The following is a 25766-nucleotide window of genomic DNA, read 5'->3' on the forward strand; positions in this document are numbered from 1 at the left end:
CGTGCCCCCCAAGGACAACCTGGCGGCGATGGGGCTCGAGCTTCCTCCCGTCGTCCCCCCGGTCGCGTCGTACGTTCCCGCGGTGCGGACCGGCTCTCTCGTCTACACCTCGGGTCAACTGCCGATGGTCGACGGAAAGCTTCCCCTGGTCGGCAAGGTCGGAGCCGAGGTCACCGCCGAGCAGGCTCAGGACCTCGCGCGTACCTGTGCGTTGAATGCGATCGCCGCGATCGACGCCCTCGTGGGAATCGACTCGATCGTCAAGGTCGTGAAGGTGGTCGGATTCGTTGCGTCCGCACCGGGATTCACCGGTCAGCCCGGCGTGATCAACGGTGCATCGAACCTGCTGGGTGACGTGTTCGGCGACGCCGGCGTGCACGCGCGCTCGGCTGTGGGCGTGGCGGAGTTGCCGCTGAACGCACCGGTCGAGGTGGAGCTCATCGTCGAGGTGGCTTGAGGCGGAGCACCTTCTCGATCACTTCCTGTAGATGCAGGCCACGCTGAGCCGAACAGGCGTGGGGCACCCCGGTGCGCACCGACTCCAGGAATTCGTCGAGCAACACGCGGTAGCACTCCACTGCCGCAGTGGTGCGATCGGACAGTTCGCGAACGCCACCGTCGCCGCTGACGACGACCTTCAGCACCGACGGCATCACCGGTGTGCGCATCGACAACACCACGCTCGACGTCTTGTCCTCGTGCGCCAACGTGATCGACCACGTATCGGTTTCGACGTCCCGTCGGGTGGACACGACGTCGGTGATGGGGCCAAGCGCGCAATCCAATAGATCGAAGACATGCGGGCCGACGTCCATCAGGGCGCCGCCCTCCTGACGCCAGGTGGACGACGAATACTCCCCGCCCAGCAGCGCACCGGACAGCCAGGTACCCGTCGCCGCCGCCCAGTCGTGGCCGTCGAGCGAGGCGAGAAACTCTCGCGTCTCGGGTGCGAAGCGGCGCGTCAACGTCACCATCGACATCACTCCCGCCCGGTCGACGGCGTCGACGAGGCGTCGTGCGTCGTCGAGAGTGCCGGCAATCGGCTTGTCGAGCAGGACGTGTTTGCCCCTGTCGAGTGCCTTCGTCGCGAGCTCGGCCTGCACCGTCGGCGGGACTGCGAACGCCACTGCGTCCACCGCGTCGATCAACGAGTCCACGTCGTCGAACACCTCGGTGCCGAGGTCCTGTGCCTGTTCGGGCCGTCGCGCCCACACCCCGACGAACTCGATGTCCGGGTGGGCAGTCAACGCCGGTCCGGCTGCAGTGTGTGCCCAGGGGCCGGCGCCGATCACTCCGATTCGCATGGCTTCGACCCTAAACGGATACGGTGAGGCATGGCCCTCGAACATCCCGCGTACGAGCAGCTGCGTCAGGTGACGCCCACCGCGGCAGTACTTCTCGCACGCAACCCGGGGAAGATGACGCTCGACGGGACCAACACCTGGGTTCTGCGGGGACCGGACAGTGACGAGGTTGTCATCGTCGATCCGGGCCCACGCAGCCGGGACCACATCGACCTCGTGGCGCAGCAGGGAAAGGTGGCCCTGATTCTGCTGACGCATCGCCACCACGATCACACCGGCGGCATCGCGCGACTGCACAAACTGACCGGCGCGCCCGTCCGTGCGTCCACCGAGAAGTACTTACGTGGGGGTGGAGCTCTCCTGTCCGACGGGGAGGTGATTGCGGCGGCGGGCGTCGAGTTGACCGTCGTGGCAACTCCCGGCCACACGGCCGACTCGGTCAGCTTCCTCACCGACGACGCCGTCCTGACCGGTGACACCATCCTCGGGCGCGGAACCAGCGTCATCGACGCCAAAGACGGGACGCTGGCGGACTACCTGTCGTCACTGGATCGGCTCGAGCAGGTGGGCGAAGGACGCCGCGCGCTTCCCGGTCACGGTCCCGACCTCCCCGACACCGCGTTGGTCGCCCGTGAGTATCGAGCTCACCGCGAGCAGCGGCTGGACCAGGTGCGTGAGGCCCTCGCCGAACTGGGTGACGGCGCGAACGCGCTCAAGGTGGTCAAACACGTCTACGCCGACGTCGACAAGAAGCTGTGGCCGGCGGCGCGCATGTCGGTGAAGGCTCAGTTGGAGTACCTGCGGGGCTGAGCATTCAGGTACCGCTCGATTATCGGCTCGAAACCGTCGACGAACTCGCGACCGTTGACTGTCGTCTCGTAGACCAGACCTTCCAGCAGCGCAACGAATCCTGCTCCGCCGGTGTCGCCCAGGAGCGCCTGGGCCCTCGGAGTCGAGAACAGGCAGTTCGCGAGCCGGTCGCGTAATGCCTGGTCGTCCCCGCACTCGATCGTCATCGCAGCGCGAGCGACAACGTCATGCCGTCGCTCGGAGACCAAGCGGCCCAGGTACCGAGCGACGGACGGCACGACGTGCGAGGTGTCGAGCTCGGCGAACTCGGTGCGTGACCTGCTGGTGAGCATGTCCACGATCGCCGTCAGCAAATCGCGCCGCGATCGAAAGTAGTAGGACGTCGAACCGGCGGGCAGCGCAAGTTGGCTGTCGATCGCGCGATGGGTCAGCGCACGGATACCACGATCGGCGATGAGGTGGATCGCACAGTCGGCGATCTGGTCTCGGCGTTCCATGCGTCGTACTCTACATTCGTAGAGGGAGGCGGAGATGGACGAGGGTCAACAACGGGTACGGGATGCATGCGCGCAGGTTTGCCCGGGCAGGGGTCTGTACGTCTGGGGGCCGGTCGGTCGCGGGAAGACGATGCTGTTGGACGAGCATTTCGACACTCTGCGAGAACCGAAGGTTCGTATGCACTTTCACGATTTCTTCGTCAGGCTTCACGCCGAGTTCATCCGTGCGGATCTCCGCATCGATCGTGCCCTCGATGCGGTTGTCGGAAGGGCGGAGGCAGTCTTGTTCGACGAGTTCTTCGTTCACGACATCGGTGACGCAATGCTCGTGCATCGAGGTATGCAGGCGTTGAAGACGAAGCGGGTCACCGTGATGGCCACTTCGAACTACGCTCCGGACAACCTGCTGCCCAGCAACCTCTTTCATGCCAAGTTCGTGCCGACGATCGAGCTGCTGAAATCGATGATGCAGATCGTGGACATCGGCGCGGGGCTCGATTATCGAACGAAGTCGGATCACAAGAGCGGTTTCGCAGCCGGACGGTGGACGACAACTGGTCGTATCCAAGCGCCTGCCGGTAAGAGGACAACACTTTTCCCTGCCGGTCACCCCGTCGTCGCATTGTTCGCAGGCAACGGCTCGGTGTGGTTCGACTTCGCTGATCTGTGCGAAAAAGCCACAGCTACAAGCGATTACATCGCACTGGCCAGAACGTTCCCCCGCTGGTTCGTGACGGGCATTCCGCCGCTTGCGAACGTATCGCAGGATTCCGCAATCCGGTTCGCCAACGTCGTCGACGTGTTGTGCGACCGCGACATCGAGACAGTCTTCATCTCGGACGGGCCGCCGGATTTACGGGGCCTCGATCGGGTGCCCCAATTCGAGTCCGCCCGGCTTGCGAGCCGGCTCGGTCAATTACTGATGGATTGACCTACCGCGCGCGACGAGCCAACCGCTCGGAATCCGAGATCAGCACACTCTTGCCCTCGAGGCGCAACCAACCGCGATGCGCGAAGTCGGCCAGTGCCTTGTTCACTGTTTCACGTGAAGCACCGACGAGCTGCGCGATCTCTTCCTGCGTCAGGTCGTGGGTGACGCGCAGCGACCCGGCTTCCTGCGTTCCGAAGCGCTGAGCCAGCTGGAGAAGGGCCTTGGCCACGCGGCCGGGCACGTCGGTGAAGATGAGGTCGGCGAGGTTGTTGTTGGTGCGACGCAGGCGACGAGCTAGGACACGCAGCAACTGCTCGGCGATCTCGGGGCGCTGATCGATCCACGCCTTGAGGGCGTCGCGGTCCATGCTTACCGCGCGCACCTCGGTGACGGTGGTCGCAGAGGACGTGCGGGGGCCCGGGTCGAAGATGGAGAGCTCGCCGAACATGTCCGACGGTCCCATGATCGTCAGCAGGTTCTCACGGCCGTCGGGTGACTTGCGGCCGAGCTTCACCTTGCCGGACACGATGATGTAGAGACGGTCGCCGGGCTCGCCTTCGTTGAAGACGACGTGGCCACGCGGAAAGTCGACGGGCTGGAGCTGCTTGGTCAGCGCGGAAACCGCTGACGGCTCTACTCCCTGAAAGATGCCGGCCCGTGCCAGAACCTCGTCCACGTGTGCTCCTTTTGCGACTCATCGATCGGCGAACGCGTTACGCCGTGCGAGGGAAGTCTACTTCCCGCCGGCCGATCGCGAGTGATCGCAGCCACTCGACGTGTTGCAGACCGTCCTCAGCTGGCGCGACGGGCGTGATCGTCGAGCAGCGAGACCTCCTCGGCGGTCTCACCGTCGACCCGCCGGCGGCGACGAGCGAAGCGGGCGAACGCGTTGGGGAAGCCGTCGCTGGCGAGGGTGGCGACCTCGGCGCTACTGGCCTGATCGACGAATTCCTGCACCTCTTGTTCGCGAACGCCGACCCTGTTGAGGCGCGATTCGAACCGCTCCATCGCGAGCGCGAACAGCGTCAGCAATATCGGGAAGAGAACCACAGCGAGAGCCTGCATAGATGGAAGTAAACACGCTCGAGGTCTCGAAAAGAACACGACCGGGCACTTGCCCGGTGAAGGTTGTCGGTGGTGTTCCGTAGAGTCGACGTGTGCCGAAGACAGCTGGGGAGAGCCCCGACGTGCGGAAACTCGCCGAGACGCCCATCGGGCTCAAGCGGCGTGCGCGCAGGATGAATCGCCGTCTGGGTGACGCGTTTCCCCATGTCTACTGCGAACTGGATTTCACGACGCCGCTCGAGCTCGCCGTCGCCACCATCCTCTCGGCGCAATGCACCGACGTTCGCGTGAACCAGACCACGCCCGCCCTCTTCGCGAAGTACCGAACGGCCCGCGATTACGCAGAGGCAGACCGCACCGAACTCGAGGAGTTCATCCGCTCCACCGGCTTCTACCGGAACAAGGCCAACTCGCTCATCGGTCTGGGGCAGGCCCTGCTCGACGGGTACGACGGGGAAGTGCCGCCCGATCTGAACAAGCTCGTGAAGCTGCCGGGAATCGGCCGCAAGACTGCGAACGTAATTCTGGGAAACGCGTTCGACATTCCCGGAATCACGGTCGACACCCATTTCGGCCGGCTGGTTCGACGCTGGCAGTGGACCGACGAAGAAGACCCGGTCAAGGTCGAGCACGCCATCGGCGCGTTGATCGAACGCAAGGAATGGACCATCCTCTCGCATCGCGTCATCTTCCACGGTCGGCGCGTGTGCCATTCCCGCAAGCCGGCGTGCGGAGTCTGCGTCCTCGCGAAGGACTGCCCGTCGTACGGGATCGGTGAGACGGACCCGTTGAAGGCGGCCGCGCTGGTCAAGGGCCCCGAGACCGCTCACTTGCTGGAACTGGCTGGCATCGAGGCGTGAGCAGATCGTCCGCACTGAGGTGGAGCCTCGCTGCTCTGGTGGTGGTGGTTGCGTTGATCGTCGCCATCTGGCCGCGCGGCGGTGACGAGGCAACAGGTCCGAGCTCGTACGACGAGTTCCGCAACTCGATCGGGACGGCGGCCGGAACGCCCCCACCGTCGTCCGATGCGGATCTCGGCGCTCTGCGGGCAGCAGCCGACCTGGCGCCGTGCCCGACGCCGCCGGCCGGTTCGACCGGGTCGGGCCCGCTTGCCGGAATCACGTTGGACTGCCTGGCCGACGGCTCGCCCGTCGACCTCGCAGGCGCATTGGCCGGGAAACCTGCGCTGATCAACCTGTGGGCCTACTGGTGCGGGCCGTGCGCGGAGGAACTGCCGTACCTGCAGCAGTACGCAGAGCGCGCTGGTGATGCCGTTACCGTGTTGACGGTGCACGAGGATCCGAAGCAGGACAATGCGCTCACCCGCCTCACCGATTACGGCGTTCGGCTGCCGGGCGTGCAGGACGGATCCGCTCGCGTCGCCGCAGCGGTCGCTGCGCCCAGCGTCCTACCGGTGACGGTCCTCGTCGCGGCGGACGGTTCGATCGCCAAGGTTCTTCCGCAGCCGTTCCGCAGCGTCGACGACGTGGCCGGTGCCGTCACCACCTACCTCGGGGTGTCCGCATGACCGCACCGGCGTGGCTGCGCGGACTCGAGCACGCCTCGCTCGTCGACCGCTCGCACACCAATCCCGTACTCGATCGGCAAGCGCCAGAGGGGGCCACGTCTCGCGACGCCGCTGTGCTCGTTCTCTTCTCCGGATCCGATGCTGACGACGTTCCCGAGGATGCGGATGTGCTTCTGACGCAACGGGCGTCGTCGCTTCGGCAGCACAGCGGTCAGGTGGCGTTCCCCGGCGGAGCCGCCGATCCGGGGGACGACGGGCCGATCGGCACTGCGTTGCGCGAGGCCGTGGAGGAGACCGGACTCGACCCGTCGGGGGTCGAGCCGTTGGCGACACTCGACCCGATCTACGTGCCCCCGTCGGGCTTCGTGGTGACGCCCGTGGTCGCGTTCTGGCGCACGCCGTCCCGGATCGGTGTGGTCGACACGGCCGAGACCGAGCGCGTCGTGCGCGTCAAGCTGTCCGAATTGCTCGATCCCGCACGGCGGTTCGTCGTTCGGCATCCGCTCGGCTACCAGGGACCGGCGTTCGGAGTCGACGAGATGCTGGTCTGGGGTTTCACGGCTGGAATACTGTCCGGCGTGTTCGATTCCATGGGCTGGGGGACGCCCTGGAACACAGACGATATTCGTGATCTCGATGCCAGCATCGAGGCAGCAGGGGCGGGGATGCAGCAATGACGGGATCGACCTGGCTCGACATCGGGGTGGCGCTGGTGGCGCTGCTCGCCGCGTCGTCGGGTTGGCGGCAGGGCGCCGTCGCGTCCGCTCTCGCGTTCTTCGGCGTCGTGCTCGGCGCGGTGGCCGGCATCCTCCTCGCTCCGCGAGTGCTCGTTCACGTCGACGACAGTCGGATGCGGGTGATCGTAGGCATCGGGCTGATCGTCGTTCTCGTGGTCGTCGGCGAAGTGGCCGGCATGGTCCTCGGGCGCGCTCTGCGCAGCGGAATGCACAGTCCCGCAGCACGTTCGGTCGACAGCACCATCGGTGCGGTACTGCAGGCCGTCGCCGTTCTGGTGGCGGCCTGGTTGTTGGCCATCCCGCTGACGGCGTCGTCGCAGCAGAGCGTCGCCGCTGCGGTCCGTGGGTCCGCCATTCTCGGCGGGGTCGACGACCTCGCCCCCGAATGGATGCGGGAAATTCCGAACGAGTTCTCGGCGCTGCTCGACACCTCCGGCCTCCCGGACGTCATCGGACCGTTCGGCCGCACACCCGTCGCCAACGTCGAACCGCCCGACGGCAGTGTTCTCTCGCTTCCCGTCGCGGCGAATCTGCAGCAGAGCGTGGTGCGGATCCGAGGCGTCGCCGAGAGCTGCCAGAAGGCGCTCGAGGGGTCGGGCTTCGTGATCGGCAACCAGCACGTCATGACCAACGCACACGTTGTTGCGGGCACGTCGTCGGTGACCGTCGACTCGTCGTCGGGCCCGCTCACCGCGCAGGTCGTGCTCTTCGACCCGTCCGTCGACATCGCCGTCCTCGAAGTTCCGGACCTGACTGCGCCCGTTCTGCCGTTCGCCCCCACACCGGCCCAGCCCGGCCAGAACGCGATCGTCCTGGGGTATCCGGGCGGTGGCCCGTATTCGGCCAGTGCGGCACGAGTGCGCGAGACACTCCCGCTTTCGGGACCGAACATCTACAAGACGGGGACGGTCGACCGCGAGGTCTACACCGTCCGCGGATCGATCCGGCAGGGCAATTCCGGTGGGCCGTTGGTGACCACCGACGGTCAGGTGCTGGGGGTCGTCTTCGGTGCGGCAGTCGACAATTCGGACACCGGGTTCGTTCTGACCGCCGGCGAGGTTGCCGACGAGGTCACCGCGTCGCAGCAAGCCGTCGCGGCGGTGAGCACGGGAGCGTGCATCGTCTGATCAGGGGGTGAGCGTGAGGTGTTCCAACAGCAGGCGGCACACCTCGTCGGGCGCCTCCTGATGCGCGAAGTGCCCGACTCCGGGCAGCGAGCGCAGGTCCATCGCCGGGGCCCACGCCGCGTCGTGGCGCACGGTCTCGGTCAGAACGTAGGGATCGGCGTCGCCGTGAATGTGCAGGGCGGGTACGCCGGTGCGCACGTCCACGGCTTTTCTGAACCGTCGTCCCTCCGCGCGGAACTGGCTGCGGAAAGCCCAGCGCTGATACTCCAGGGCGCTGTGCGCCGCGCCGGGAATTTGAATGGCGGATCGCAAGGTCTTCGCGACGTCCCGAAAGTCGTCGGTCTCGGGCCACGCCGGGCCGGAGCGTTCGCGCAACAACCGTTCCACCTCGGCGCCGCCGGAGAGCGTCAGCTTTGCCTCCGGCCGTAGCGGCACCTGGTAGCGCAGGAAGTACGGCAGCAGCGCGGACCGTTGACCACTGTTGCGAATGGTCTGTCGCCGCAGGGCGATCGGATGGGGGGAACTGACCAGCGCAATGGAACGAACGAGACGGGGATGCAGGGCGGCTACCGCCCAGCAGACCAGACCGCCGTCCGCGTGACCGACCAGAGCCGCGTTCGTGTGGCCCATGGCTCGGATGAGACCGGTGATGTCACCCGCCAGCGTCCATCCGTCGTATCCACGCGGAGGTTTGTCGGAGTCCCCGTACCCGCGCAGGTCGACGGCGATCGTATGGAAACCGGCGTCGGCCAGGCCGGTCAGCTGGTGACGCCACGACCACCAGATGTCGGCGAACCCATGGAGCAACACCACGAGGGGCGCATCAGGCGAGGTGGGACCGGCTTCGACCACGTGGAAACGGATGCCGTTGGCGCGCACGTCGAGATGGCGCCAAGGGCCCGGGTAGCGGACGGTGGACGGATCGGGTGTTGCCATGTGCCGTGTGCGTCAGCCGTGTCTATCGACGCTGCGGGTCGAGTGCCTTGTCGAATGCCGGCGAGTTCAGCGCCTTGTCGCCCGGCTTGCTGCTCGTCGGCAGCACAGTCGACGCCTGCTTGAGCGAATCGATGGTCTTCGCGGGCTTACGCAGTTTCTTCAGCCGTAGATACCCGACGAACGCGAGAAGAGCGGTGATCGCGATCATGATCAGGAAGACGATCAGGAACGCCAACCAGCGCGACACCCACACGTTGAGCAACTCGGCCAGGAAGAAGAAGAAGAAGAACGCGCTGAAGATCAGGACGGCGAGCGCCAGGACGAACAGAATGCTGCCCTGCAGGCCCTTCTTGATCTCACCGGTGACCTCGGCCTTCGCGAGTTCCACCTCGGCGCGAACGAGGGTGGACACCTGGGACGTCGCGTCCTTGACCAGGTTGCCGATGCTGGCCGTGCCCGGCGCGTGTGCGTCGACGTCGGTCAGCGGGATGGACGAGATGCTGCTGGGGACGCCGTCGCCGGTTCCCCCGATCCCGTTGCCTCGGCTGCTGCTCACTGCGTGGTCCCTTCGATGGTGACAAAGATGCTCGATGCATACCCTAGCCGTTCACCGACCAGCCTCCGGCTTACCCGCCCAGCGTGTGGGTCACACGCGAATCGTCGCGGTCCGTATTCGCCCGAAGCGGCCGACGGGCGTCGTTCGGTCGGGTAACTTGCAGCAGTCAATGCACGCTGTCATCAGGAGATTCTCGTGAGCACCACATCGGCAGCAGATCCCGACGTCGTGGACGGAGTGCCGCGCAGCCGGATCGTCGTCGCCTCGATGGTCGGTACGTCCATCGAATTCTTCGACTTCTACATCTATGCGACCGCGGCAGTACTCGTCTTCCCTCGACTGTTCTTCCCGTCGGGCAACGACACCACTGCACTCCTGGCGTCGTTCGCCACGTTCGGGCTCGCCTTCGTCGCGCGCCCGCTCGGGTCGATTCTGTTCGGACACTTCGGCGACCGGGTCGGGCGCAAGGCGACGCTGGTGGGTTCGTTGCTCACGATGGGTATCGCGACGTTCCTGATCGGCTTGCTCCCCACGTACGGAAACGTCGGCATCGTTGCGCCGATGCTTCTTGCGCTCATGCGCTTCGTGCAGGGACTCGGCCTCGGCGGTGAGTGGAGCGGAGCCGCGCTGCTCGCGACGGAGACGGCCAAGGAAGGCAAGCGGGCCTGGGCGGCCATGTGGCCACAGCTCGGCGCTCCGATCGGCTTCTTCATGGCCAACGGACTCTTCCTCATCCTCACGCTGGTTCTCGGATACGACTCGGCCACGTCCGACGCCGAGCACGCATTCCTGACCTGGGGTTGGCGCATTCCCTTCCTGCTCAGCGCGATCATGGTGATCATCGGCCTGTACGTACGCCTGAAGTTGGAGGAGACGCCGGTCTTCAAGCGGGCGCTCGAGCGGGGCCAGAAGGTCAAAACCCCTGTCGCCGAAGTATTCCGCTCGAGTTGGCGGCCGTTGATCCTCGGCACGTTCGTGATGCTCGCGACGTACACGCTCTTCTACATCATGACCACGTGGGTGGTCAGCTACGGCACCGGCAAGGTCGTCGATCACAGCGGCGTCAAGGTCGCCATCAAGTACACCGATTTCCTCGGGCTGCAGATCATCGCGGTGCTCTTCTTCGCGGCGTTCGTACCGGTGTCCGGGTGGCTGGCCGACAAGTACGGACGACGCATCACACTGATCGTGATCACCTCCGCGATCATCGTGTTCGGGCTGAGTTTCCACTGGTTCGCGGCACCGGAGAGCGCGACCGCCGGCCGCATGTTGCTGTTCATGTGTGTCGGTCTCGCCCTGATGGGTCTGACGTTCGGACCGATGAGTGCTGTACTGCCCGAACTGTTTCCGACCAACGTGCGGTACACCGGGTCCGGCATCTCCTACAACACGGCCAGCATCCTGGGCGCTGCGGTGGCGCCGTTCATCGCGACGTACCTGGTCAACTCGTACGGAGTCGGGTGGGTCGGGGTGTATCTGGCGATCGCTGCAGCACTGACCTTGACCGCGTTGGTGATCATGCGCGAGACCCGCAACCAGTCGCTGGACACGCCCGTATAAGGCATGCCTAAGCTGGGGTCCGTGGATCCCAGGGGTGTTCTCAGGCGAACGGTCGTCCGCAACCGGCGCCGCCTCGCGGTCGGTACGGCGCTGATCAGCGTTCACCAGGTGTGCGAGGCATCGGTGTTGGTGTTGATCGGCATCATCGTCGACCGCGCGGTCGGCACGGGAAGCATCTCGGCCATCATCGGGTGGATCGGGGTGCTCGCCGGACTCTTCGTGGTGCTCACGACGGCTTACCGCTTCGGTGCGCGGCAGTTGATGATCGCCATCGCAACCGAAGGGCACCGACTCAGGGTCGAGGTGGCGGCAAAGATTCTCGATCGCCGCGGAATCCGAACCGACCTGCGGTGGGGCGACATGTTGTCGATCTCCACGACGGACGCCGACAACACGTCCTACCTCCTCGACTACGTACCGCGGATCGTCGGTGCTCTCGTCGCCACCGCCGTGGCGGCGATCGTGCTGCTGACCATCGACGTTCCGCTGGGGTCCATCGTGGTCGTGGGCACTCCCGTCGTTCTCGGGTTGCTCGGACTCAGCTCCCGCTTCATCACCGAACGGGTTGCGCAGCAACAGAAGTTGGCCGGCGCCTCGACCTCGACGGCCACCGATCTCATCACCGGACTACGCCCGCTGCGTGGAATCGGCGGCGAGGACGCAGCCGCCGCCCGTTACCGCGCGGTCAGTCGCGAATCGTTGCGGGCGACGCTTGCCGCGGCCAGGACGCAGGGCGCCTACGCGGGTGTCGCGGGGGCGGTCGGGTCGCTCCTCGCCGTCGGGATCGCCCTCACAGCAGGGTGGTTCGCGCTCGACGGACGCATCAGCGTCGGCGAACTCATCACGGTGATCGGGCTGGCGCAGTTCCTGATCGAACCCTTGGGCATGCTCGCCCTCGCGCCGGGATGGGTGGCCGAGGCGCGCGCGTCAGCGGATCGCATTGCGCTGGTGATGAATGCGGATGTGGTGCAAGCTGGTGGCGAGCAATCGGTGACGGGTTCCGGACTGAGACTGCACGACGTGAGCGTCGGCACCCTGGACCGACTGTCCTTGGTGGTCGAACCGGGAGAGTTCGTCGGTGTCGTCGCCGCCCGCGCGAGCGACAGCGACGCCCTCGTGCGATTGCTCGCCGGCGGGTTCGGGCGCGACGAGTACACCGGGACGGTCGAGGTGGGTGGGACGGACGTCGAGTCGGCCGATACGACGGAGCTTCGATCCGCACTGTTGGTCGAACCGCACGCCACCGACTTGTTCTCCGGCACAGTCGGTTCGAACATCGCGGGTTCGAATATCGGAAGTGCAGATCCGACGACGATCGAGCCGGTCCTGCAGGCGTCCGCCGCAGCCGACGTGGTCGACGAACACGGACTCGATCTCGTCGTGTCCGAACGGGGAGCCAGCCTGTCGGGAGGACAGCGCCAGCGGGTCGCGCTCGCGCGGGCTTTGCTGGCGCGTCCGCACACGCTGGTCTTGCACGATCCCACCACCGCGGTCGACTCGGTGACCGAACACGCCATCGGCCGCGGTATTGCAGCAACTCGACACGGTGTCGGATCCCGCTCGAGCACAGTGGTCGTGACCAGTAGCCCGGTTCTATTGGCAGCCACCGGTCGGGTCGTGGTGATCGACGACGGGCGAGTGGTGGCCGACGGAACACATGCCGATCTCGGACACCACCCCATCTACCGTGCGACGGTGCTGCGATGACGCATCCGGAAATTCTCCCGGTCGCCTCCGGGCTCGAGACGTGGCGGTGGCTCTGCGCGGAGCTGAAACCCCATCGGGCACAGGCGATCGTGACCGCACTGGTGGCCATCGTGGGAGCTGCGGCGTCGATCATCCCGTTCTACGCCATGTCCATCCTTATCGACAAAGCAACCGAGAACGCACCGACGAGCGCGATCGTCCCCCTCGGTGTCGCCATCACCCTGGCCGCCGTCGTCGGGGGAGTCGCCACGGGGTGGACGTCGTACCTCGTCAGCCGCCTCGGCGAGACGATCCTGGCCGACTTGCGCGAGCGTGTGGTGGCCACCGCACTGCACATCCCGACGGAACGGCTCGAACGAATCGGCAAGGGCGACGTGCTCTCTCGTGTCGGGACGGATGTGGCGACCGTCGCGAAGGCGGTGTCGTCGGTGCTGCCCGTCGTGATCTCCGGGCTGCTGCTCGGCGCTCTGAGCGTGGTGGCCATGGCAGGACTCGACTGGAGACTGGGCCTCGCCGGGCTCGTGGCCGTCCCCGCGTACGTGCTGGCGGGCCGCTGGTACCTACCGCGGTCCGCACCGCGGTATGCGCAGGAGCGCAGGGCGATCGGGCATCGATCCAGCGTGCTGATGGAGAGCATGCAGGGTGTGCAGACGGTTCACGCGTATCGACTCGAGGACACGCACCTTCGGCAGGTCGACATATCGTCGGCCGCGGTGCGCGACATCTCGGTGAACGTGTTCGCCCTCTTCACCCGGTTCGTCGGACGGGTCAATCGAGCGGAGTTCCTCGGCCTGTCGGTGATTCTGGTGACCGGGTTCTTCCTCGTTCGTGCCGACGAGGTGAGCGTCGGACAGACCGCCGCGGCGGCACTGTTGTTCGCACGCCTGTTCAACCCTGTTGGAATGGTGCTGTTCATGTTCGACGAGGTGCAGTCGGCGAACGCGAGCCTCGCCCGGTTGGTCGGGGTGGTGTCCGATTCGCCGCCGGCGCCGAACCGCGCGGCGCGGGCTGTGAAGTCGACTGCACTCGAGCTCTCGAACGTCGAGTTCGGTTACGACAGCGGGGTTCCCGTGGTCCGTGGGGTGAGCATCGGTGTCGAGGCCGGGCAGCGAGTTGCTCTGGTGGGCGCCACGGGGGCCGGTAAGTCGACGCTGGCTGCGATCGCGGCCGGTCTACTCGATCCGGACGAGGGCAGTGCGACCGTCGGCGGGGTGCCGGTCGCGGAGCTCGATCGCGGGTCCGTCGCGATCGTCAGTCAGGAAGTCCACGTGTTCTCCGGCCCGCTGATCGAGGACCTCCGGCTGGCTCGCTCGACGGCGACGCAGCAAGACGTCCTGGACGCGTTGGACGCTGTGGGCGCACGGGAGTGGGTCGACGCGCTGCCGGAAGGCGTGGACACGGTCGTGGGAGAGGGCGGCCACAGCCTGACCGCATCGCACGCGCAACAGCTGGCGCTTGCGCGAATCGTGTTGCTGGATCCCGACATCGTCGTTCTCGACGAAGCGACCGCGGAGGCGGGCAGTCTCGGGGCACGGGACCTCGAACTGTCCGCCGCCGCGGCGACGCAGGGTCGCACGACGCTCGTGGTCGCGCATCGGCTCACTCAGGCCGCGACGGCCGATCGGGTCGTCGTGCTCGATCGCGGTGTCGTCGTGGAGGAGGGCACTCACGCCGAACTCGTTGCGGCGCAGGGACGTTACGCGCAGCTATGGACGGCGTGGGAGGGTCGGTAGGCGTTCCGCACGGGTGCGAAAAAGAGTGTTGGGGGACTCTTTTTCACGCCCGTGCCGCAGGCCTCACGCCGCCGACAGATCCGTCACGGGCGTCGCCGGGTTGTCGTCGGCGGCGTTCGCGAGCTGCGGGACCAGGATGTCGAGGGCGTAGAGCAATGCGTCGGGGCCGCTGTATGCCAGTGCGCCGCCGAGGTTTCCGTCGAAACTGGTGTACAGCGTGCGGTCCTGCGACACCACGTTCAACGCGCTGAACACCGGTGACTGCACCATCTGTTCCTTGGTGGCGCCGTTGACGAACAGCACGTCACGGTCGAGGAGATCGGCGCGTTCTTCGCTGACTTCCTCGCTCTCTTCCTGCGCACCGAAACCGAGAGCGTCGAAGAGCGCTCGGCGCGGATCGCCGGCGGGCAGCAGATAGTGCTGGCCGTTCTCCGGACCGAAGTCCTCCACGAGAACCTTGCCTGCGAACTCGGGATGCGCAGCCTTGGCCTCGTCGATCTTGCCCTGAACCTGCGTGACGAGCGCCTCCGCTTCCTCGGTCTTGCCGAGGGCCTTGCCGGTGGTCAGTGTCTGCACGTCCCACGGTGTCTGTTCGTTCTCGTAGTCAGCGGTCTGGATCACGGTCGGCGCGATCTTGGACAGACCGTCGTACGTCGCCTGATCGATCGACTCGTACACGGCAAGAATGAGATCGGGGTTCTGGGCGCTGATGGCCTCGAAGTCGATGTCGGCAGAGAACGTGGGGATCGGCGCGTCGCCGCGGGCCTCGCGCACCCAGGGGTAGTCCGGATATTCGTCGAACCACTGACGGGTGGCAACGGGAACGACACCGAGGGACAAGGCGAAATCCTGATCGTTCCAACCGACGGTGACCACGCGTTGTGGTTGGGCGTCGACGGTGGTCGAGCCGTACTTGTGATCGATCGTCACGGGGAAGGCACCGCTCGACTCGGTGGTCGTGGGTGCGTCGTCCGTCGTTCCGCACGCGGCGACGAGAACGAGGCCGACGGATGCGGCGAGCAGGCGAAAGCGGGTCATGGATGGCTCCTCGGTGTTGCGCTCGGCGGTGATCGCCGGTGAGGTTACCATTACCTAACCATGGGGTCGGGTGTGGCAAAGAGTGCTGGGACACTCCTTGCCACACCCGTGGGCTACGCCTTCTTGCCCGCCGCCTTGATCGCCTCGAACACCGCCGGATCGACGAGGGTCGAGGTGTCGCCGAGATCGCGGCCCTCGGCCACGTCGCGCAACAGTCGACGCATGATCTTGCCGGATCGTGTCTTCGGCAGCTCCGGCACGACGGTGATCTGTCTCGGCTTCGCAATCGGTGAGATCTCACGCGACACTTCGGCTTTGAGCTCCGCGATCAAGTCGTCGCCGGTGTTCTCGATGCCGCCGCGCAGGATGACGAACGCGACGATTCCCTGCCCGGTGGTCTCGTCCGCGGCACCCACCACGGCAGCTTCCGCGACGGACGGGTGGCCGACGAGCGCCGATTCCACCTCGGAGGTGGAGATGCGGTGACCCGAGATGTTCATGACGTCGTCGACGCGGCCCAGGACCCAGAGGTCACCGTCGTCGTCGAACTTGGCGCCGTCGCCCGCGAAGTACCAGCCCTCTTCGGCGTAGCGCGACCAGTAGGTGTCTTTGTAGCGCTCCATGTCGCCCCAGATGCCGCGCAGCATGGCCGGCCACGGTTCGTCAAGCACGAGGAACCCGTTCCCGCCGGGGCCCAACGGCTTTGCTTCGTCGTCGACGATCTTGGCGGCGATGCCGGGAAGCGGTGTCATCGCGGATCCGGGCTTGGTGGCCGTCACACCGGGGAGCGGGGAGACCATGATGGCTCCGGTCTCGGTCTGCCACCAGGTGTCGACGATGGGGGCCTTGTTGCCGCCGATGACGCTGCGGAACCAACGCCACGCTTCGGGGTTGATCGGCTCACCGACGCTGCCGAGCAATCGGATAGACGACAGATCGTGGGCGTCGGGGATCTCGCGTCCCCACTTCATGAAGGTGCGCACCAGGGTGGGTGCGGTGTAGTAGATCGAGACCTCGTACTTCTCGATGATGTTCCAATGCCGGTGTTCGTCAGGGGAATTGGGCGTTCCCTCGTACACGACCTGCGTTGCGCCGTTGGAGAGCGGGCCGTAGACGATGTAGCTGTGCCCGGTGACCCACCCGATGTCGGCCGTGCACCAGTACACGTCCTTGCCCGGCTTGTGGTCGAAGACGTAGTGGTGGGTGTACGACGTCTGCGTCAGGTATCCGGCCGAGGTGTGAATGATGCCCTTCGGCTTTCCGGTGGTGCCGGACGTATAGAGGATGAACAGCGGATGCTCGGAGTCGAAGGGCTGGGCGTCGTGCTCGGGTGATGCGGAGCCCACGGTCTCGTGCCACCACAGGTCGCGCCCGTCGGTCCACGAGACGTCGATGTCGGTCCGCTTCACGACGAGGACGTGCTCGATCGAGTCGGCACCGTCGACGGCGGTGTCGACGGCATCCTTGAGGGACGCCGCCTTGCCGCGTCGCCACTGACCGTCCGTGGTGACGACGAGCTTGGCTTCGGCGTCGTCGATACGGGACCGCAGCGCGGTCGAGGAGAACCCGGCAAAGACGACGCTGTGCATCAGGCCGAGTCGGGCACACGCGAGCATGGCGACGATGGCCTCGGGAACCATCGGCATGTAGATGGCCACGCGGTCACCGGCCACGAGTCCCAGTTCGGTGAAGGCATTGGCGGCGCGAGAGACCTCCGCCAGCAAATCGGAGTAGGTCAGGTCCCGGCTGTCGCCCGGTTCGCCCTCCCAGTGGATCGCGACGCGGTCGCCGTTGCCGGCCAGGACATGGCGGTCGACGCAGTTGTAGGCGACGTTGAGCTTGCCGCCGACGAACCATTTGGCGACGGGGGCGTCCGACCAGTCGAGGACGTCGGTGAACTTCTCGGCCCAGTCGAGTCGCTCGGCCTGTTCGGCCCAGAACGCGAGGCGATCCTTCTCGGCCGCGGCGTAGAGCTCGGGACCCGCGTTGGCCTGCTCGACGAACTCGGCACTCGGTGGGTAGGACACCTCGTGTTCGTTCACTGCTGATTCCGTCATCCGAACGCGACCTCTTTCGCTCTGCGGCTAGCTTCCTGCGAGTGTGAGGGTAGTCACGTATCGACTTGATAGCACCGTTGCAGCGGTGTGCAACCCCGGTTCCTGCGGTGGGTGGTCGAGTAGCCGCGACGATCGGTTACGTGCGGCGATGACGGGTTTCGTCCGGTTCGTGAGGATGGGTTTCAGGCTGTCGGACCGGTGATGTCCAGTCCTGTCAGGTTACGGCGACGTTTCAGCTCTGTTCGTCGTACTACTCGATTTGGGGGGACTCGACGACAAACCAAAAAGGTGTGTCTACAGTCAAGCCATTATCGGTCGTTGCAACTGCGAACCATGCGTTCGGTTGTGTGCGGTCACCCCGACGTTCCGCTGCGTCGACCCGGCCATCCCGGTCGCGATCACAGCGGAACCAGGACACGGTCGTGGGTCGTGTCCGTCCACTGATGGAGGAACAACTTGCGTGCAAGACGCATATTGACGGCTGCAGCTGCGGTCGTCGTTGCCGGAGCGATGATCACCGCGTGCGGTGGCAGCGGGGGCAGCGATGGCGGCAGCGGCGGCGGTGGCGGCGGAATCGTCACGGTCAACGGCTCCGAGCCCCAGAACCCCCTCGTACCGACCAACACGAACGAAAACGGCGGCGGCCGCATCGTCGACCGCCTGTTCGCCGGCCTGACGTCCTACGACGCCAAGGGTGTTCCGTCCAACGAGGTCGCGGACTCGATCGACACCTCCGACAACGTCAATTACGACATCAAGATCAAGCCCGACTGGAAGTTCACGGACGGCACGACGGTGACCGCGAAGTCGTTCGTCGACGCATGGAACTACGGCGCGTTGGGATCCAACGCTCAGCTTCAGCAGTCCTTCTTCGAACCCATCCTCGGCTACGACGAGGTGTCCTCCGAGACGCCGACCGCGCAGACCATGTCCGGCCTGAAGGTCGTCAGCGACACCGAGTTCACGGTTCAGCTCAAGCAGCCGACCATCGACTTCGAGCTGCGGCTGGCGTTCACGCCGTTCTACCCGCTGCCCGAAGCCGCGTTCGCGGACATGGCGGCGTTCGGCGAGAACCCGATCGGCAACGGCCCGTACAAGCTGGCCGGACCGGGTGCGTGGCAGCACAACGTGCGCATCGACCTGGTGCCGAACGAGGATTACGCAGGTAACCGCGTTCCCAAGAACTCGGGCCTGGGCGTCGTGTTCTACAGCTCGCTCGACACGGCATATGCCGACCTGCAGTCCGACAACCTCGACGTGCTCGACACGATCCCGCCGAGTGCACTGCCGACGTACGAGAGCGACCTGGGCGACCGCGCAATCCAGACACCGACCGCGCAGAACACGACCATCACCATTCCGTCACGCCTGGAGCACTTCTCGGGCCAAGAGGGCAACCTGCGTCGTCAGGCGCTCTCGCTGGCGATCAATCGCGACCAGATCACCGAGCAGATCTTCCAGGGAACGCGCAAGCCGCTCGACGACTTCACCGCCTCCACCCTGCCCGGTCACAGCGACTCGATCGCCGGGAACGACGTGCTGAAGTACAACCCGGACCAGGCCAAGGCGCTGTGGGCACAGGCCGACGCGATCTCCCCGTGGAGCGGGCAGTTCCAGGTCGGGTACAACGCGGACGGCGGTCACCAGGAATGGGTGGACGCGATGACCAACAGCATTCGCAACACGCTGGGCATCGAGGCCGTGGGTGCACCGCAGCCGACGTTTGCGCAGATCCGTACGCAGATCACGAACCGCACCATCTCGACGGCGTTCCGTACCGGCTGGCAGGGCGACTACCCGTCGCTGCTCGAATTCCTCGAGCCGATCTTCGTGACCGGTGCCGGATCCAACGACGGTGACTACTCGAACCCGGCATTCGACGCCGCGCTCCGCGACGCCGAGGCTGCCCCCGACGCGGAGGCCTCCTACGCGTTGACCAACAAGGCGCAGGAGATCCTGATGCAGGATCTGCCGGCAATCCCGCTGTGGGACTACGTCAATGCGACCGGTATCTCGACGCTGGTCGGAGACGTTGCGACTGCGTGGAACGGCCTGCCCGACTACGAGAACATCACCAAGAGCTGACACAGGACACGGCACTCGGGGCGATCGCCCCGGGTGCCGTGACCTCTTCACACGGAAAGTGACCTGATGACCTGGTACATCGGGCGACGCGTCCTGCAGATGATCCCGGTGTTCATCGGCGCGACCCTCCTCATCTACGCAATGCTGTTTCTCCTCCCCGGAGATCCCATCGCCGCACTCGGCGGCGACAAGCCGCTGACCCCCGCGGTGCAGGCTGCGCTCCGCGCGCGCTACCACCTCGACGACCCGTTCTATCTGCAGTATCTGCAGTACATCAAGGGCATCTTCACCCTGGACTTCGGCACGTCGTTCTCGGGCCGACCGGTCTCCGAGGTCATGGCCCAGGCGTTCCCCGTCACGATCAAGCTCGCAGTGATGGCGCTGCTCATCGAAGCCGTGTTCGGCATCGGCTTCGGTGTCCTCACCGGCATCCGCAAGGGCGGCATCTTCGACGGCACGGTGCTGATCATCAGCCTCATCGTGATCGCGGTCCCGATCTTCGTTCTCGGCTTTCTCGGACAGTTCTTCCTCGGCATCAAGTGGGGAATCGCGCCGGTGACCGTGGGTGGGGACGCCACGATCGGCAAATTGCTGCTGCCGGCGTTCGTGCTGGGACTCGTCTCGTTCGCCTACGTGCTGCGGCTGACGCGGTCCTCGATCATCGAGAACCTGAACGCCGACCACGTGCGCACCGCAACGGCAAAAGGCCTGGGACGCAAGCGCGTCGTCACCGTGCACATTCTCCGCAACTCACTCATCCCGGTGGTCACGTTCCTCGGCGCGGACCTGGGCTCGCTGATGGCCGGCGCCATCGTCACCGAAGGCATCTTCAACATTCCCGGTGTCGGCGGAACCCTCTACCAAGCCATCGTGCGGCAGGAAGCCCCTACCGTCGTCTCGTTCGTGACTGTCCTGATCGTCATCTACATCGTGGCGAACCTGGCCGTCGACTTGCTCTACGCCGTACTCGATCCGAGGATCCGTTATGTCTGACCCCGCTGTCCCGAAAGACCGTGCAGCGCAGCCGTACTTCGTCGCCGGGCCCACCGAGGTCGAGGTGGCCGCCACCGACCGGGTCGACGAATCGGAGTCACCCGCCGGCTTCTGGAAGGACGCGTGGCGGGGGCTCCGAAAGAGCCCGCTGTTCATCATTTCCGGTCTGCTGATCGTCTTCGTGATCGTCGTCGCGATCTTCCCCAGTTGGTTCACCAGCCAGGATCCGCGCTACTGCAACGGCGACTTCTCGATGGCGGGTCGCATTCCGGGTCACCCGTTCGGATTCGACCTCCAGGGCTGTGACGTGTACGCGCGCACCGTCTACGGTGCGCGCGCGTCGGTCACCGTGGGTGTGCTGTCGACGCTCGCCGTGCTGCTGTTCGGCGGCATCCTCGGTGCACTCGCCGGGTTCTACGGCGGCTGGCTCGATTCGTTGCTCTCGCGCGTCACGGACATCTTCTTCGGTATCCCGTTGATCCTGGGCGCGATCGTGCTGCTGCAGGTGCTTCGCGATCGCAACACGTGGGTGGTGGTGGGCATCATCGCCATCTTCGGCTGGCCCCAGATCGCCCGTATCGCCCGCGGCGCGGTGCTGTCGGTCAAGAACGCCGACTTCATCACCGCGGCAACATCGTTGGGTGTGAGCAAGTTCAGAATCCTGCTGCGGCACGTCATTCCGAACGCACTTGGCCCGGTCATCGTGACCACCACGATCACGCTGGGCGTCTTCGTCACCCTCGAGGCGACACTGTCGTACCTCGGTGTCGGCCTCCCGCCGTCGATCGTGTCCTGGGGCGGTGACATCAGCACCGGCCAGTCGCGTCTGCGCTCGGGGTCACCCATTCTGTTCTATCCCGCAACGGCACTGGCGATCACAGTGCTCGCGTTCATGATGATGGGCGACGCCTTGAGCGCCGCCCTCGATCCGAAGTCGAGGAAGCGATGACAGACAAGCCTCTTCTGGAGATCAAGGACCTCGAGGTCTCCTTCGGGTCGACTCCCGCGGTACGTGGTGTCTCCCTGACGGTCTACCCCGGTCAGACCGTGGCGATCGTGGGCGAGTCGGGATCGGGCAAGTCCACCACCGCGCACGCGATCATCGACCTCCTTCCCGGCTCCGGCAAGGTGACCGGCGGTGAGATCCTGTTCGACGGAACCGATGTCACCACCGCGTCGAAGAAGGAGATCATCGCTCTGCGCGGTGAGCAGATCGGGCTGATCCCACAGGACCCGATGTCGAACCTCAACCCCCTGTGGAAGATCGGATTCCAGATCGAGGAGACCCTGGCGGCGAACAACATCGCCAAGGGCAAGGCCGCCAAGAAGCGCGCCATCGAACTCCTCACCGAATCGGGAATGTCCGACGCGGACAAGCGCGTCAACCAGTACCCGCACGAGTTCTCCGGCGGCATGCGCCAGCGTGCGCTCATCGCGATCGGACTCTCGTGCCGACCGAAGCTGCTGATCGCGGACGAACCGACGTCGGCCCTCGACGTGACGGTTCAGCGGCAGATCCTCGACCACCTCGAAGGTCTCACGAACGAGCTCGGCACCGCAGTTCTGCTCATCACGCACGACCTCGGGCTCGCCGCCGAGCGCGCCGAGCACCTCGTCGTCATGTACCGCGGACGCGTCGTGGAATCCGGTCCGGCGCGGCAGATTCTGCAGAATCCGCAGCACGAGTACACGAAGCGGTTGGTCTCGTCTGCGCCGTCGCTGTCGTCGCGCCGCCTCGAGTCGATCAACAAACGTGTCGAGGTGCGCGAGCAAGCTGTCGAGCACGCCGCCGAATTGGTCAAGGACGCCGACGATGTCGGCACTGTGACCGACGACGTTCTCGTGGTCGACGGCCTGACCAAGTCGTTCAAGATTCGTGGCGGTGCGCCGTGGAAGTCGACCGACTTCCTTGCCGTCGACGACGTCTCGTTCGCAGTGCCGCGCGGTACCACCACCGCCATCGTGGGGGAGTCGGGATCCGGCAAATCCACTGTGGCGCAAATGGTTCTGGGCTTGCTGCCGCCGACCTCCGGGACGGTCACCTTCGACGGCCAGGACGTCTGGAATCTGAACCGCAAGGAACTGTTCGCATTCCGTCGCCGCGTTCAGCCGATCTTTCAGAACCCCTACGGTTCGCTCGACCCGATGTACTCGATCTTCCGCACCATCGAAGAGCCGCTGCGCACCCACGGCATCGGCTCGAAGAAGGAACGCGAAGCACGGGTCCGTGATCTGCTGGACAAGGTGTCGTTGCCCTCGTCGGTCATGCGGCGCTTCCCGAACGAGCTGTCGGGCGGCCAACGGCAACGCATCGCCATCGCGCGCGCGTTGGCGTTGCAGCCCGAGGTGGTCGTGTGCGACGAGGCCGTCTCGGCTCTCGACGTGTTGGTGCAGGCTCAGATCCTGACCCTGCTCAACGACCTGCAGGCCGAGCTCGGGTTGTCGTACGTGTTCATCACGCACGACCTCGCTGTGGTGCGGCAGATCGCCGATCGGGTGCTGGTGATGCGGTCGGGCAAGGTCGTGGAGGCGTCGTCGACGGACGAGGTGTTCGCCGACCCGAAGGACGAGTACACGCAGAATTTGCTCAATGCCATTCCGGGAGCGTCGATTCCGCTGGGTGCGTGATCACGACTGTCGTAAGTGGTCCGCATTCCCCCGAATCGCGGCCTCGTACCGGCGGATCTCCGTGTTGCCGCAGTCGGCGATCACGAGGAGGGCCTCGGCAAGGGCATCGTTCGCCCGACCGGCCGCGTGCAGCGACAGCGCGTGAAAGACCCGGAGCGAATCCGATTCGGGGAACTCGGCTTTGGCGCGCTCGAACACGTCGAGCGACTCGTCGAACCGGCCGAGATTGCGCAGCGTGCTCCCGTACTGCAGCAGCGCCCGCCTTCGCCGATCACCCGATAGGCCGGCGTCGAACGCCCGAAGGTAGTACTTCTCCGCGACCTCCTCCTGCCCGTCGGTGTCGTAACTTCCGGCGAGTTCCAACAGCACTGCCGCGTCGCCGGGGTGCTTTGTCAGGAGGTCGACGAAGTACTCGATCGTTGGCTGCATGTGGTCGCGGTCCCGCGCCTGCAGACCGGCGGCGATGGCGGCTTCGAGTTCCGGTGACGGGTCCATCCGCCCATCATCGCAGCCCTGTAGCGTCGCATTTCATGACGGATCCACTGGGCCCCATCCTCGCGCTCCCCGGTGTGCGTGACGCTGCCGAACGTTCTCGTGACGCTCTGGGTGCGGTCCACCGTCACAAGTCGAACCGTCGGGGCTGGCCGGCGTCGGCTGCCGAGGCGGCCGTGCGCGCGGCGAGAGCCTCCGCGGGGATCGAGGGTGCTTCGCTCGATCTGCCGGCAGAGGGGGAATCGGCGGATCCGGTGCTGGCCGGTGCACTTCGAGTGGCGCAGGCGCTCGACGGTGATTCTCTGCCGATCATGGTGACGACGTGGCAACGTGCTCCGCTGCAGGCGCTCGCGCGGCTGCATCTGCTCGCCGCTGCCGACTTGGTGACGGACGCTGATGCACTCGGACGTCCCCGCGGGGACGCGTCCGTCGCCGAGCGGTTGGGTTTGCTTGCCGACCTCGTCACCGGTGGCACGCAGGTACCCGCGCCGATCGTCGCAGCCGTCGTACACGGAGAGTTGTTGTCCGTGAAGCCGTTCGGCACGGCGGACGGGGTCGTCGCACGCGCGGCGTCACGGTTGGTGGCGGCGTCGAGCGGTCTGGATCCGCACAATCTCGGTGTTCCGGAGGTGAGCTGGTTGCGCCGGGCAAGCGCCTACCGTTCCGGCGCCGAGGGTTTCGCGACGGGGTCCGAGCAGGGCGTCGGCAGCTGGGTTCTGCTGTGCTGTGGATCGTTCGAAGCCGGTGCGACAGAAGCACTCTCGATCGCAGATGCGGCCGCACCCTGACAGAAAGACGGGCGGCGCCGCCGACTCTCGTCGACCACGCCGCCCGTAAGCACGAATCAGCCGGTTACCAAGCGTGCGGTATGGGTTGTGGTGAAGACCTTCTTCACGTGGCCTCGGCGAAGAGGTCGGTCAACCGCCGGTTCACGCCGACTTCTGCTCGACTTTCGCAGGCCCACAACACTTGTGCCATCAAAGCGGCAAGCTACGCGTGGGTACCTGATATCCGTGCTGGGAAAGCCCGGCTGGGAGAGCGATCCTTCTCTTCCGGCCCGCTCTTGGCCTTCCGTCTTCCCGTAACTCCCTTTGTACTCTGTGACCGGCCTCACAGCAAGGGGTCGAACCCTAGCGTTTCCTGCGAACCAGCCCGTAGGTCGCAGCGCCCGCCAGAACCGCTGCGAGACCGACTGCCGCGGCACCCGCCACCGTTCCGGACGAGGGTGTCTGAAAACGCGCCCGTAGCGACACCGGGTTGGAGAAGGTGAGTATCGGCCATCCGTTCGCCGCTGCTTCCTTGCGCAAACCGCGATCGGGATTCACCGCAGTGGGGTGACCGACAGCCCCGAGCATCGGGAGGTCCGTGATCGAATCGGTATAGGCGTACGAGCGTGCCAGGTCGTAGTTTTCGGTGGCCGCCAACGCATTCATGGCGTCGACCTTTCCCGTTCCATAGCAATAGAAATCGATTTCGCCGCTGTACTTTCCGTCCTCGACCTTCATGCGTGTGGCCGTGCTGTGATCGGCCCCGAGCGCCTCGGCGATGGGCGTCACCACTTCCTCGCCCGACGCCGACACGATCACCACGTCGTGTCCGCGCAGTTTGTGGTCGGCAATGAGGTCCGCGGCTTCTGCGAACACCAGCGGATCGACGATGTCGTGCAGGGTCTCTGCCACGATGGCGCGTATCTGCTCGACGTCCCAGCCGGCACTCATGTTGGCGATGTGGATGCGCATCCGTTCCATCTGGTCGTGGTCCGCGCCGGACACCAGAAACAGGAACTGCGCATAGCTGCTCTTCAACACGGATCTGCGATTGATCAGCCCTTGGTCGAAGAACGGCTTGCTGAAGGCGAGGGTGCTCGACTTGGCGATGATCGTCTTGTCGAGGTCGAAGAACGCTGCGATGCGCTTCGGCGTCGATTGTTCGGCTGTATCCACGTATCTCAGAATAGGTGGGAGTAGGTCGGGCTCGTTCGG

25 protein-coding genes are annotated in these 25766 nt (G+C 65.6%); 15 read left to right on the forward strand and 10 right to left on the reverse strand.

The window, feature by feature from the left end; translation table 11 throughout:
- Positions 1-28 precede the first annotated feature (28 nt).
- Entirely contained in the window at positions 29-457 is a 429-nt protein-coding gene (locus IEW02_RS18170) for a RidA family protein (protein ID WP_188546614.1), read from the forward strand.
- Here the strand turns inward: IEW02_RS18170 and IEW02_RS18175 are convergent.
- Complete coding sequence (locus tag IEW02_RS18175; RefSeq protein WP_188546303.1) at positions 438-1304, reverse strand: Gfo/Idh/MocA family protein; 867 nt, start codon at positions 1302-1304, stop codon at positions 438-440. The two genes, IEW02_RS18170 and IEW02_RS18175, sit on opposite strands and share 20 nt — an antisense overlap.
- Before the next feature lie 30 nt (positions 1305-1334).
- Here IEW02_RS18175 and IEW02_RS18180 point away from each other — a divergent pair, with 30 nt between their 5' ends.
- Positions 1335-2114 (forward strand): MBL fold metallo-hydrolase, encoded by a 780-nt coding sequence (locus IEW02_RS18180; protein ID WP_188546304.1) that lies wholly within the window; start codon positions 1335-1337, stop codon positions 2112-2114.
- Here IEW02_RS18180 and IEW02_RS18185 read toward each other — a convergent pair.
- On the reverse strand, positions 2090-2611 hold the full coding sequence (locus IEW02_RS18185; protein ID WP_188546305.1) for a TetR/AcrR family transcriptional regulator: 522 nt from the start codon (positions 2609-2611) through the stop codon (positions 2090-2092). The two genes, IEW02_RS18180 and IEW02_RS18185, sit on opposite strands and share 25 nt — an antisense overlap.
- Before the next feature lie 34 nt (positions 2612-2645).
- On the opposite strand from IEW02_RS18185, the gene zapE reads away from it, so the two are divergent.
- Positions 2646-3542 (forward strand): cell division protein ZapE, encoded by an 897-nt coding sequence (zapE, locus tag IEW02_RS18190; RefSeq protein ID WP_188546306.1) that lies wholly within the window; start codon positions 2646-2648, stop codon positions 3540-3542.
- 1 nt (position 3543) lies between these two features.
- Here zapE and IEW02_RS18195 read toward each other — a convergent pair whose 3' ends face one another.
- Together IEW02_RS18195 and IEW02_RS18200 are read right to left on the reverse strand one after the other, a co-directional pair.
- Complete coding sequence (locus IEW02_RS18195; RefSeq protein WP_188546307.1) at positions 3544-4218, reverse strand: Crp/Fnr family transcriptional regulator; 675 nt, start codon at positions 4216-4218, stop codon at positions 3544-3546.
- Positions 4219-4334: 116 nt separating this feature from the next.
- Complete coding sequence (locus tag IEW02_RS18200; RefSeq protein ID WP_188546308.1) at positions 4335-4607, reverse strand: hypothetical protein; 273 nt, start codon at positions 4605-4607, stop codon at positions 4335-4337.
- Between the two features lie 92 nt (positions 4608-4699).
- Between IEW02_RS18200 and nth the strand changes: the two genes are divergently transcribed.
- The 4 genes from nth to IEW02_RS18220 are packed head-to-tail and all read left to right on the forward strand — an operon-like array spanning position 4700 to position 7999.
- Positions 4700-5467, forward strand: a complete 768-nt coding sequence (gene nth / locus IEW02_RS18205) for an endonuclease III (protein WP_268236751.1) — start codon at positions 4700-4702, stop codon at positions 5465-5467.
- The gene (locus tag IEW02_RS18210; protein ID WP_188546309.1) at positions 5464-6135 is read left to right on the forward strand and encodes a TlpA family protein disulfide reductase; all 672 of its coding nucleotides are present in this window, start codon (positions 5464-5466) and stop codon (positions 6133-6135) included. The genes nth and IEW02_RS18210 overlap by 4 nt, the downstream gene beginning before the upstream one ends.
- Positions 6132-6812: an NUDIX hydrolase gene (locus IEW02_RS18215; protein WP_188546310.1), complete on the forward strand. Its 681-nt coding sequence runs from the start codon at positions 6132-6134 to the stop codon at positions 6810-6812. Before IEW02_RS18210 ends, IEW02_RS18215 begins: the two co-directional genes overlap by 4 nt.
- Positions 6809-7999, forward strand: coding sequence for a MarP family serine protease (locus IEW02_RS18220; RefSeq protein WP_188546311.1), 1191 nt, complete (start codon positions 6809-6811; stop codon positions 7997-7999). Before IEW02_RS18215 ends, IEW02_RS18220 begins: the two co-directional genes overlap by 4 nt.
- On the opposite strand, the gene IEW02_RS18225 is transcribed toward IEW02_RS18220, so the two are convergent.
- Together IEW02_RS18225 and IEW02_RS18230 are read right to left on the reverse strand one after the other, a co-directional pair.
- A complete protein-coding gene (locus IEW02_RS18225) occupies positions 8000-8935 on the reverse strand; it encodes an alpha/beta fold hydrolase (protein ID WP_188546312.1) in 936 nt (311 codons plus the stop codon).
- Between the two features lie 22 nt (positions 8936-8957).
- A complete protein-coding gene (locus IEW02_RS18230; protein WP_188546313.1) occupies positions 8958-9491 on the reverse strand; it encodes a phage holin family protein in 534 nt (177 codons plus the stop codon).
- A gap of 195 nt (positions 9492-9686) precedes the next feature.
- Between IEW02_RS18230 and IEW02_RS18235 the strand changes: the two genes are divergently transcribed.
- The 3 genes from IEW02_RS18235 to IEW02_RS18245 are packed head-to-tail and all read left to right on the forward strand — an operon-like array spanning position 9687 to position 14491.
- Entirely contained in the window at positions 9687-11051 is a 1365-nt protein-coding gene (locus IEW02_RS18235; protein WP_229746142.1) for an MFS transporter, read from the forward strand.
- Between the two features lie 3 nt (positions 11052-11054).
- Positions 11055-12758 carry an ABC transporter ATP-binding protein gene (locus IEW02_RS18240; protein ID WP_188546314.1) on the forward strand — a complete coding sequence of 568 codons (1704 nt, stop codon included), beginning with the start codon at positions 11055-11057 and terminating at the stop codon, positions 12756-12758.
- Positions 12755-14491, forward strand: coding sequence for an ABC transporter ATP-binding protein (locus IEW02_RS18245; protein WP_188546315.1), 1737 nt, complete (start codon positions 12755-12757; stop codon positions 14489-14491). Before IEW02_RS18240 ends, IEW02_RS18245 begins: the two co-directional genes overlap by 4 nt.
- 63 nt (positions 14492-14554) lie before the next feature.
- On the opposite strand, the gene IEW02_RS18250 is transcribed toward IEW02_RS18245, so the two are convergent.
- A complete protein-coding gene (locus IEW02_RS18250; RefSeq protein ID WP_188546316.1) occupies positions 14555-15580 on the reverse strand; it encodes an ABC transporter substrate-binding protein in 1026 nt (341 codons plus the stop codon).
- Between the two features lie 62 nt (positions 15581-15642).
- Complete coding sequence (acs, locus tag IEW02_RS18255) at positions 15643-17586, reverse strand: acetate--CoA ligase (protein WP_188546317.1); 1944 nt, start codon at positions 17584-17586, stop codon at positions 15643-15645.
- Positions 17587-18096: 510 nt separating this feature from the next.
- On the opposite strand from acs, the gene IEW02_RS18260 reads away from it, so the two are divergent.
- The 4 genes from IEW02_RS18260 to IEW02_RS18275 all read left to right on the forward strand — a co-directional run bounded on the left by IEW02_RS18260 (position 18097) and on the right by IEW02_RS18275 (position 23292).
- Positions 18097-19671, forward strand: a complete 1575-nt coding sequence (locus tag IEW02_RS18260; protein WP_188546617.1) for a peptide ABC transporter substrate-binding protein — start codon at positions 18097-18099, stop codon at positions 19669-19671.
- A gap of 66 nt (positions 19672-19737) precedes the next feature.
- On the forward strand, positions 19738-20664 hold the full coding sequence (locus tag IEW02_RS18265; protein ID WP_188546318.1) for an ABC transporter permease: 927 nt from the start codon (positions 19738-19740) through the stop codon (positions 20662-20664).
- Positions 20657-21613, forward strand: coding sequence for an ABC transporter permease (locus IEW02_RS18270; protein ID WP_188546319.1), 957 nt, complete (start codon positions 20657-20659; stop codon positions 21611-21613). The genes IEW02_RS18265 and IEW02_RS18270 overlap by 8 nt, the downstream gene beginning before the upstream one ends.
- Positions 21610-23292 (forward strand): dipeptide ABC transporter ATP-binding protein, encoded by a 1683-nt coding sequence (locus tag IEW02_RS18275; protein ID WP_188546320.1) that lies wholly within the window; start codon positions 21610-21612, stop codon positions 23290-23292. The genes IEW02_RS18270 and IEW02_RS18275 overlap by 4 nt, the downstream gene beginning before the upstream one ends.
- Here the strand turns inward: IEW02_RS18275 and IEW02_RS18280 are convergent, their stop codons facing one another.
- On the reverse strand, positions 23293-23787 hold the full coding sequence (locus IEW02_RS18280) for a tetratricopeptide repeat protein (protein ID WP_188546321.1): 495 nt from the start codon (positions 23785-23787) through the stop codon (positions 23293-23295).
- A gap of 35 nt (positions 23788-23822) precedes the next feature.
- On the opposite strand from IEW02_RS18280, the gene IEW02_RS18285 reads away from it, so the two are divergent.
- Entirely contained in the window at positions 23823-24572 is a 750-nt protein-coding gene (locus tag IEW02_RS18285; RefSeq protein ID WP_188546322.1) for a Fic family protein, read from the forward strand.
- A 342-nt stretch (positions 24573-24914) separates the two neighbouring features.
- Here IEW02_RS18285 and IEW02_RS18290 read toward each other — a convergent pair whose 3' ends face one another.
- Positions 24915-25727, reverse strand: coding sequence for an HAD-IB family hydrolase (locus tag IEW02_RS18290; RefSeq protein WP_229746144.1), 813 nt, complete (start codon positions 25725-25727; stop codon positions 24915-24917).
- Positions 25728-25766: the final 39 nt, after the last annotated feature.

It is taken from the genome of Rhodococcoides trifolii, from assembly GCF_014635345.1.
Lineage (GTDB): Bacteria > Actinomycetota > Actinomycetes > Mycobacteriales > Mycobacteriaceae > Rhodococcoides > Rhodococcoides trifolii.

Coding starts and splice junctions, on each gene's coding strand:
- IEW02_RS18170 (WP_188546614.1), top strand. CDS start 29: ATGGGGCTCGAGCTTCCTCCCGTCGTCCCCCCGGTCGCGTCGTACGTT.
- IEW02_RS18175 (WP_188546303.1), bottom strand. CDS start 1,304: ATGCGAATCGGAGTGATCGGCGCCGGCCCCTGGGCACACACTGCAGCC.
- IEW02_RS18180 (WP_188546304.1), top strand. CDS start 1,335: ATGGCCCTCGAACATCCCGCGTACGAGCAGCTGCGTCAGGTGACGCCC.
- IEW02_RS18185 (WP_188546305.1), bottom strand. CDS start 2,611: ATGGAACGCCGAGACCAGATCGCCGACTGTGCGATCCACCTCATCGCC.
- zapE (WP_188546306.1), top strand. CDS start 2,646: ATGGACGAGGGTCAACAACGGGTACGGGATGCATGCGCGCAGGTTTGC.
- IEW02_RS18200 (WP_188546308.1), bottom strand. CDS start 4,607: ATGCAGGCTCTCGCTGTGGTTCTCTTCCCGATATTGCTGACGCTGTTC.
- IEW02_RS18215 (WP_188546310.1), top strand. CDS start 6,132: ATGACCGCACCGGCGTGGCTGCGCGGACTCGAGCACGCCTCGCTCGTC.
- IEW02_RS18220 (WP_188546311.1), top strand. CDS start 6,809: ATGACGGGATCGACCTGGCTCGACATCGGGGTGGCGCTGGTGGCGCTG.
- IEW02_RS18225 (WP_188546312.1), bottom strand. CDS start 8,935: ATGGCAACACCCGATCCGTCCACCGTCCGCTACCCGGGCCCTTGGCGC.
- IEW02_RS18240 (WP_188546314.1), top strand. CDS start 11,055: ATGCCTAAGCTGGGGTCCGTGGATCCCAGGGGTGTTCTCAGGCGAACG.
- IEW02_RS18245 (WP_188546315.1), top strand. CDS start 12,755: ATGACGCATCCGGAAATTCTCCCGGTCGCCTCCGGGCTCGAGACGTGG.
- IEW02_RS18250 (WP_188546316.1), bottom strand. CDS start 15,580: ATGGTAACCTCACCGGCGATCACCGCCGAGCGCAACACCGAGGAGCCA.
- acs (WP_188546317.1), bottom strand. CDS start 17,586: ATGACGGAATCAGCAGTGAACGAACACGAGGTGTCCTACCCACCGAGT.
- IEW02_RS18260 (WP_188546617.1), top strand. CDS start 18,097: ATGATCACCGCGTGCGGTGGCAGCGGGGGCAGCGATGGCGGCAGCGGC.
- IEW02_RS18265 (WP_188546318.1), top strand. CDS start 19,738: ATGACCTGGTACATCGGGCGACGCGTCCTGCAGATGATCCCGGTGTTC.
- IEW02_RS18270 (WP_188546319.1), top strand. CDS start 20,657: ATGTCTGACCCCGCTGTCCCGAAAGACCGTGCAGCGCAGCCGTACTTC.
- IEW02_RS18275 (WP_188546320.1), top strand. CDS start 21,610: ATGACAGACAAGCCTCTTCTGGAGATCAAGGACCTCGAGGTCTCCTTC.
- IEW02_RS18280 (WP_188546321.1), bottom strand. CDS start 23,787: ATGGACCCGTCACCGGAACTCGAAGCCGCCATCGCCGCCGGTCTGCAG.
- IEW02_RS18285 (WP_188546322.1), top strand. CDS start 23,823: ATGACGGATCCACTGGGCCCCATCCTCGCGCTCCCCGGTGTGCGTGAC.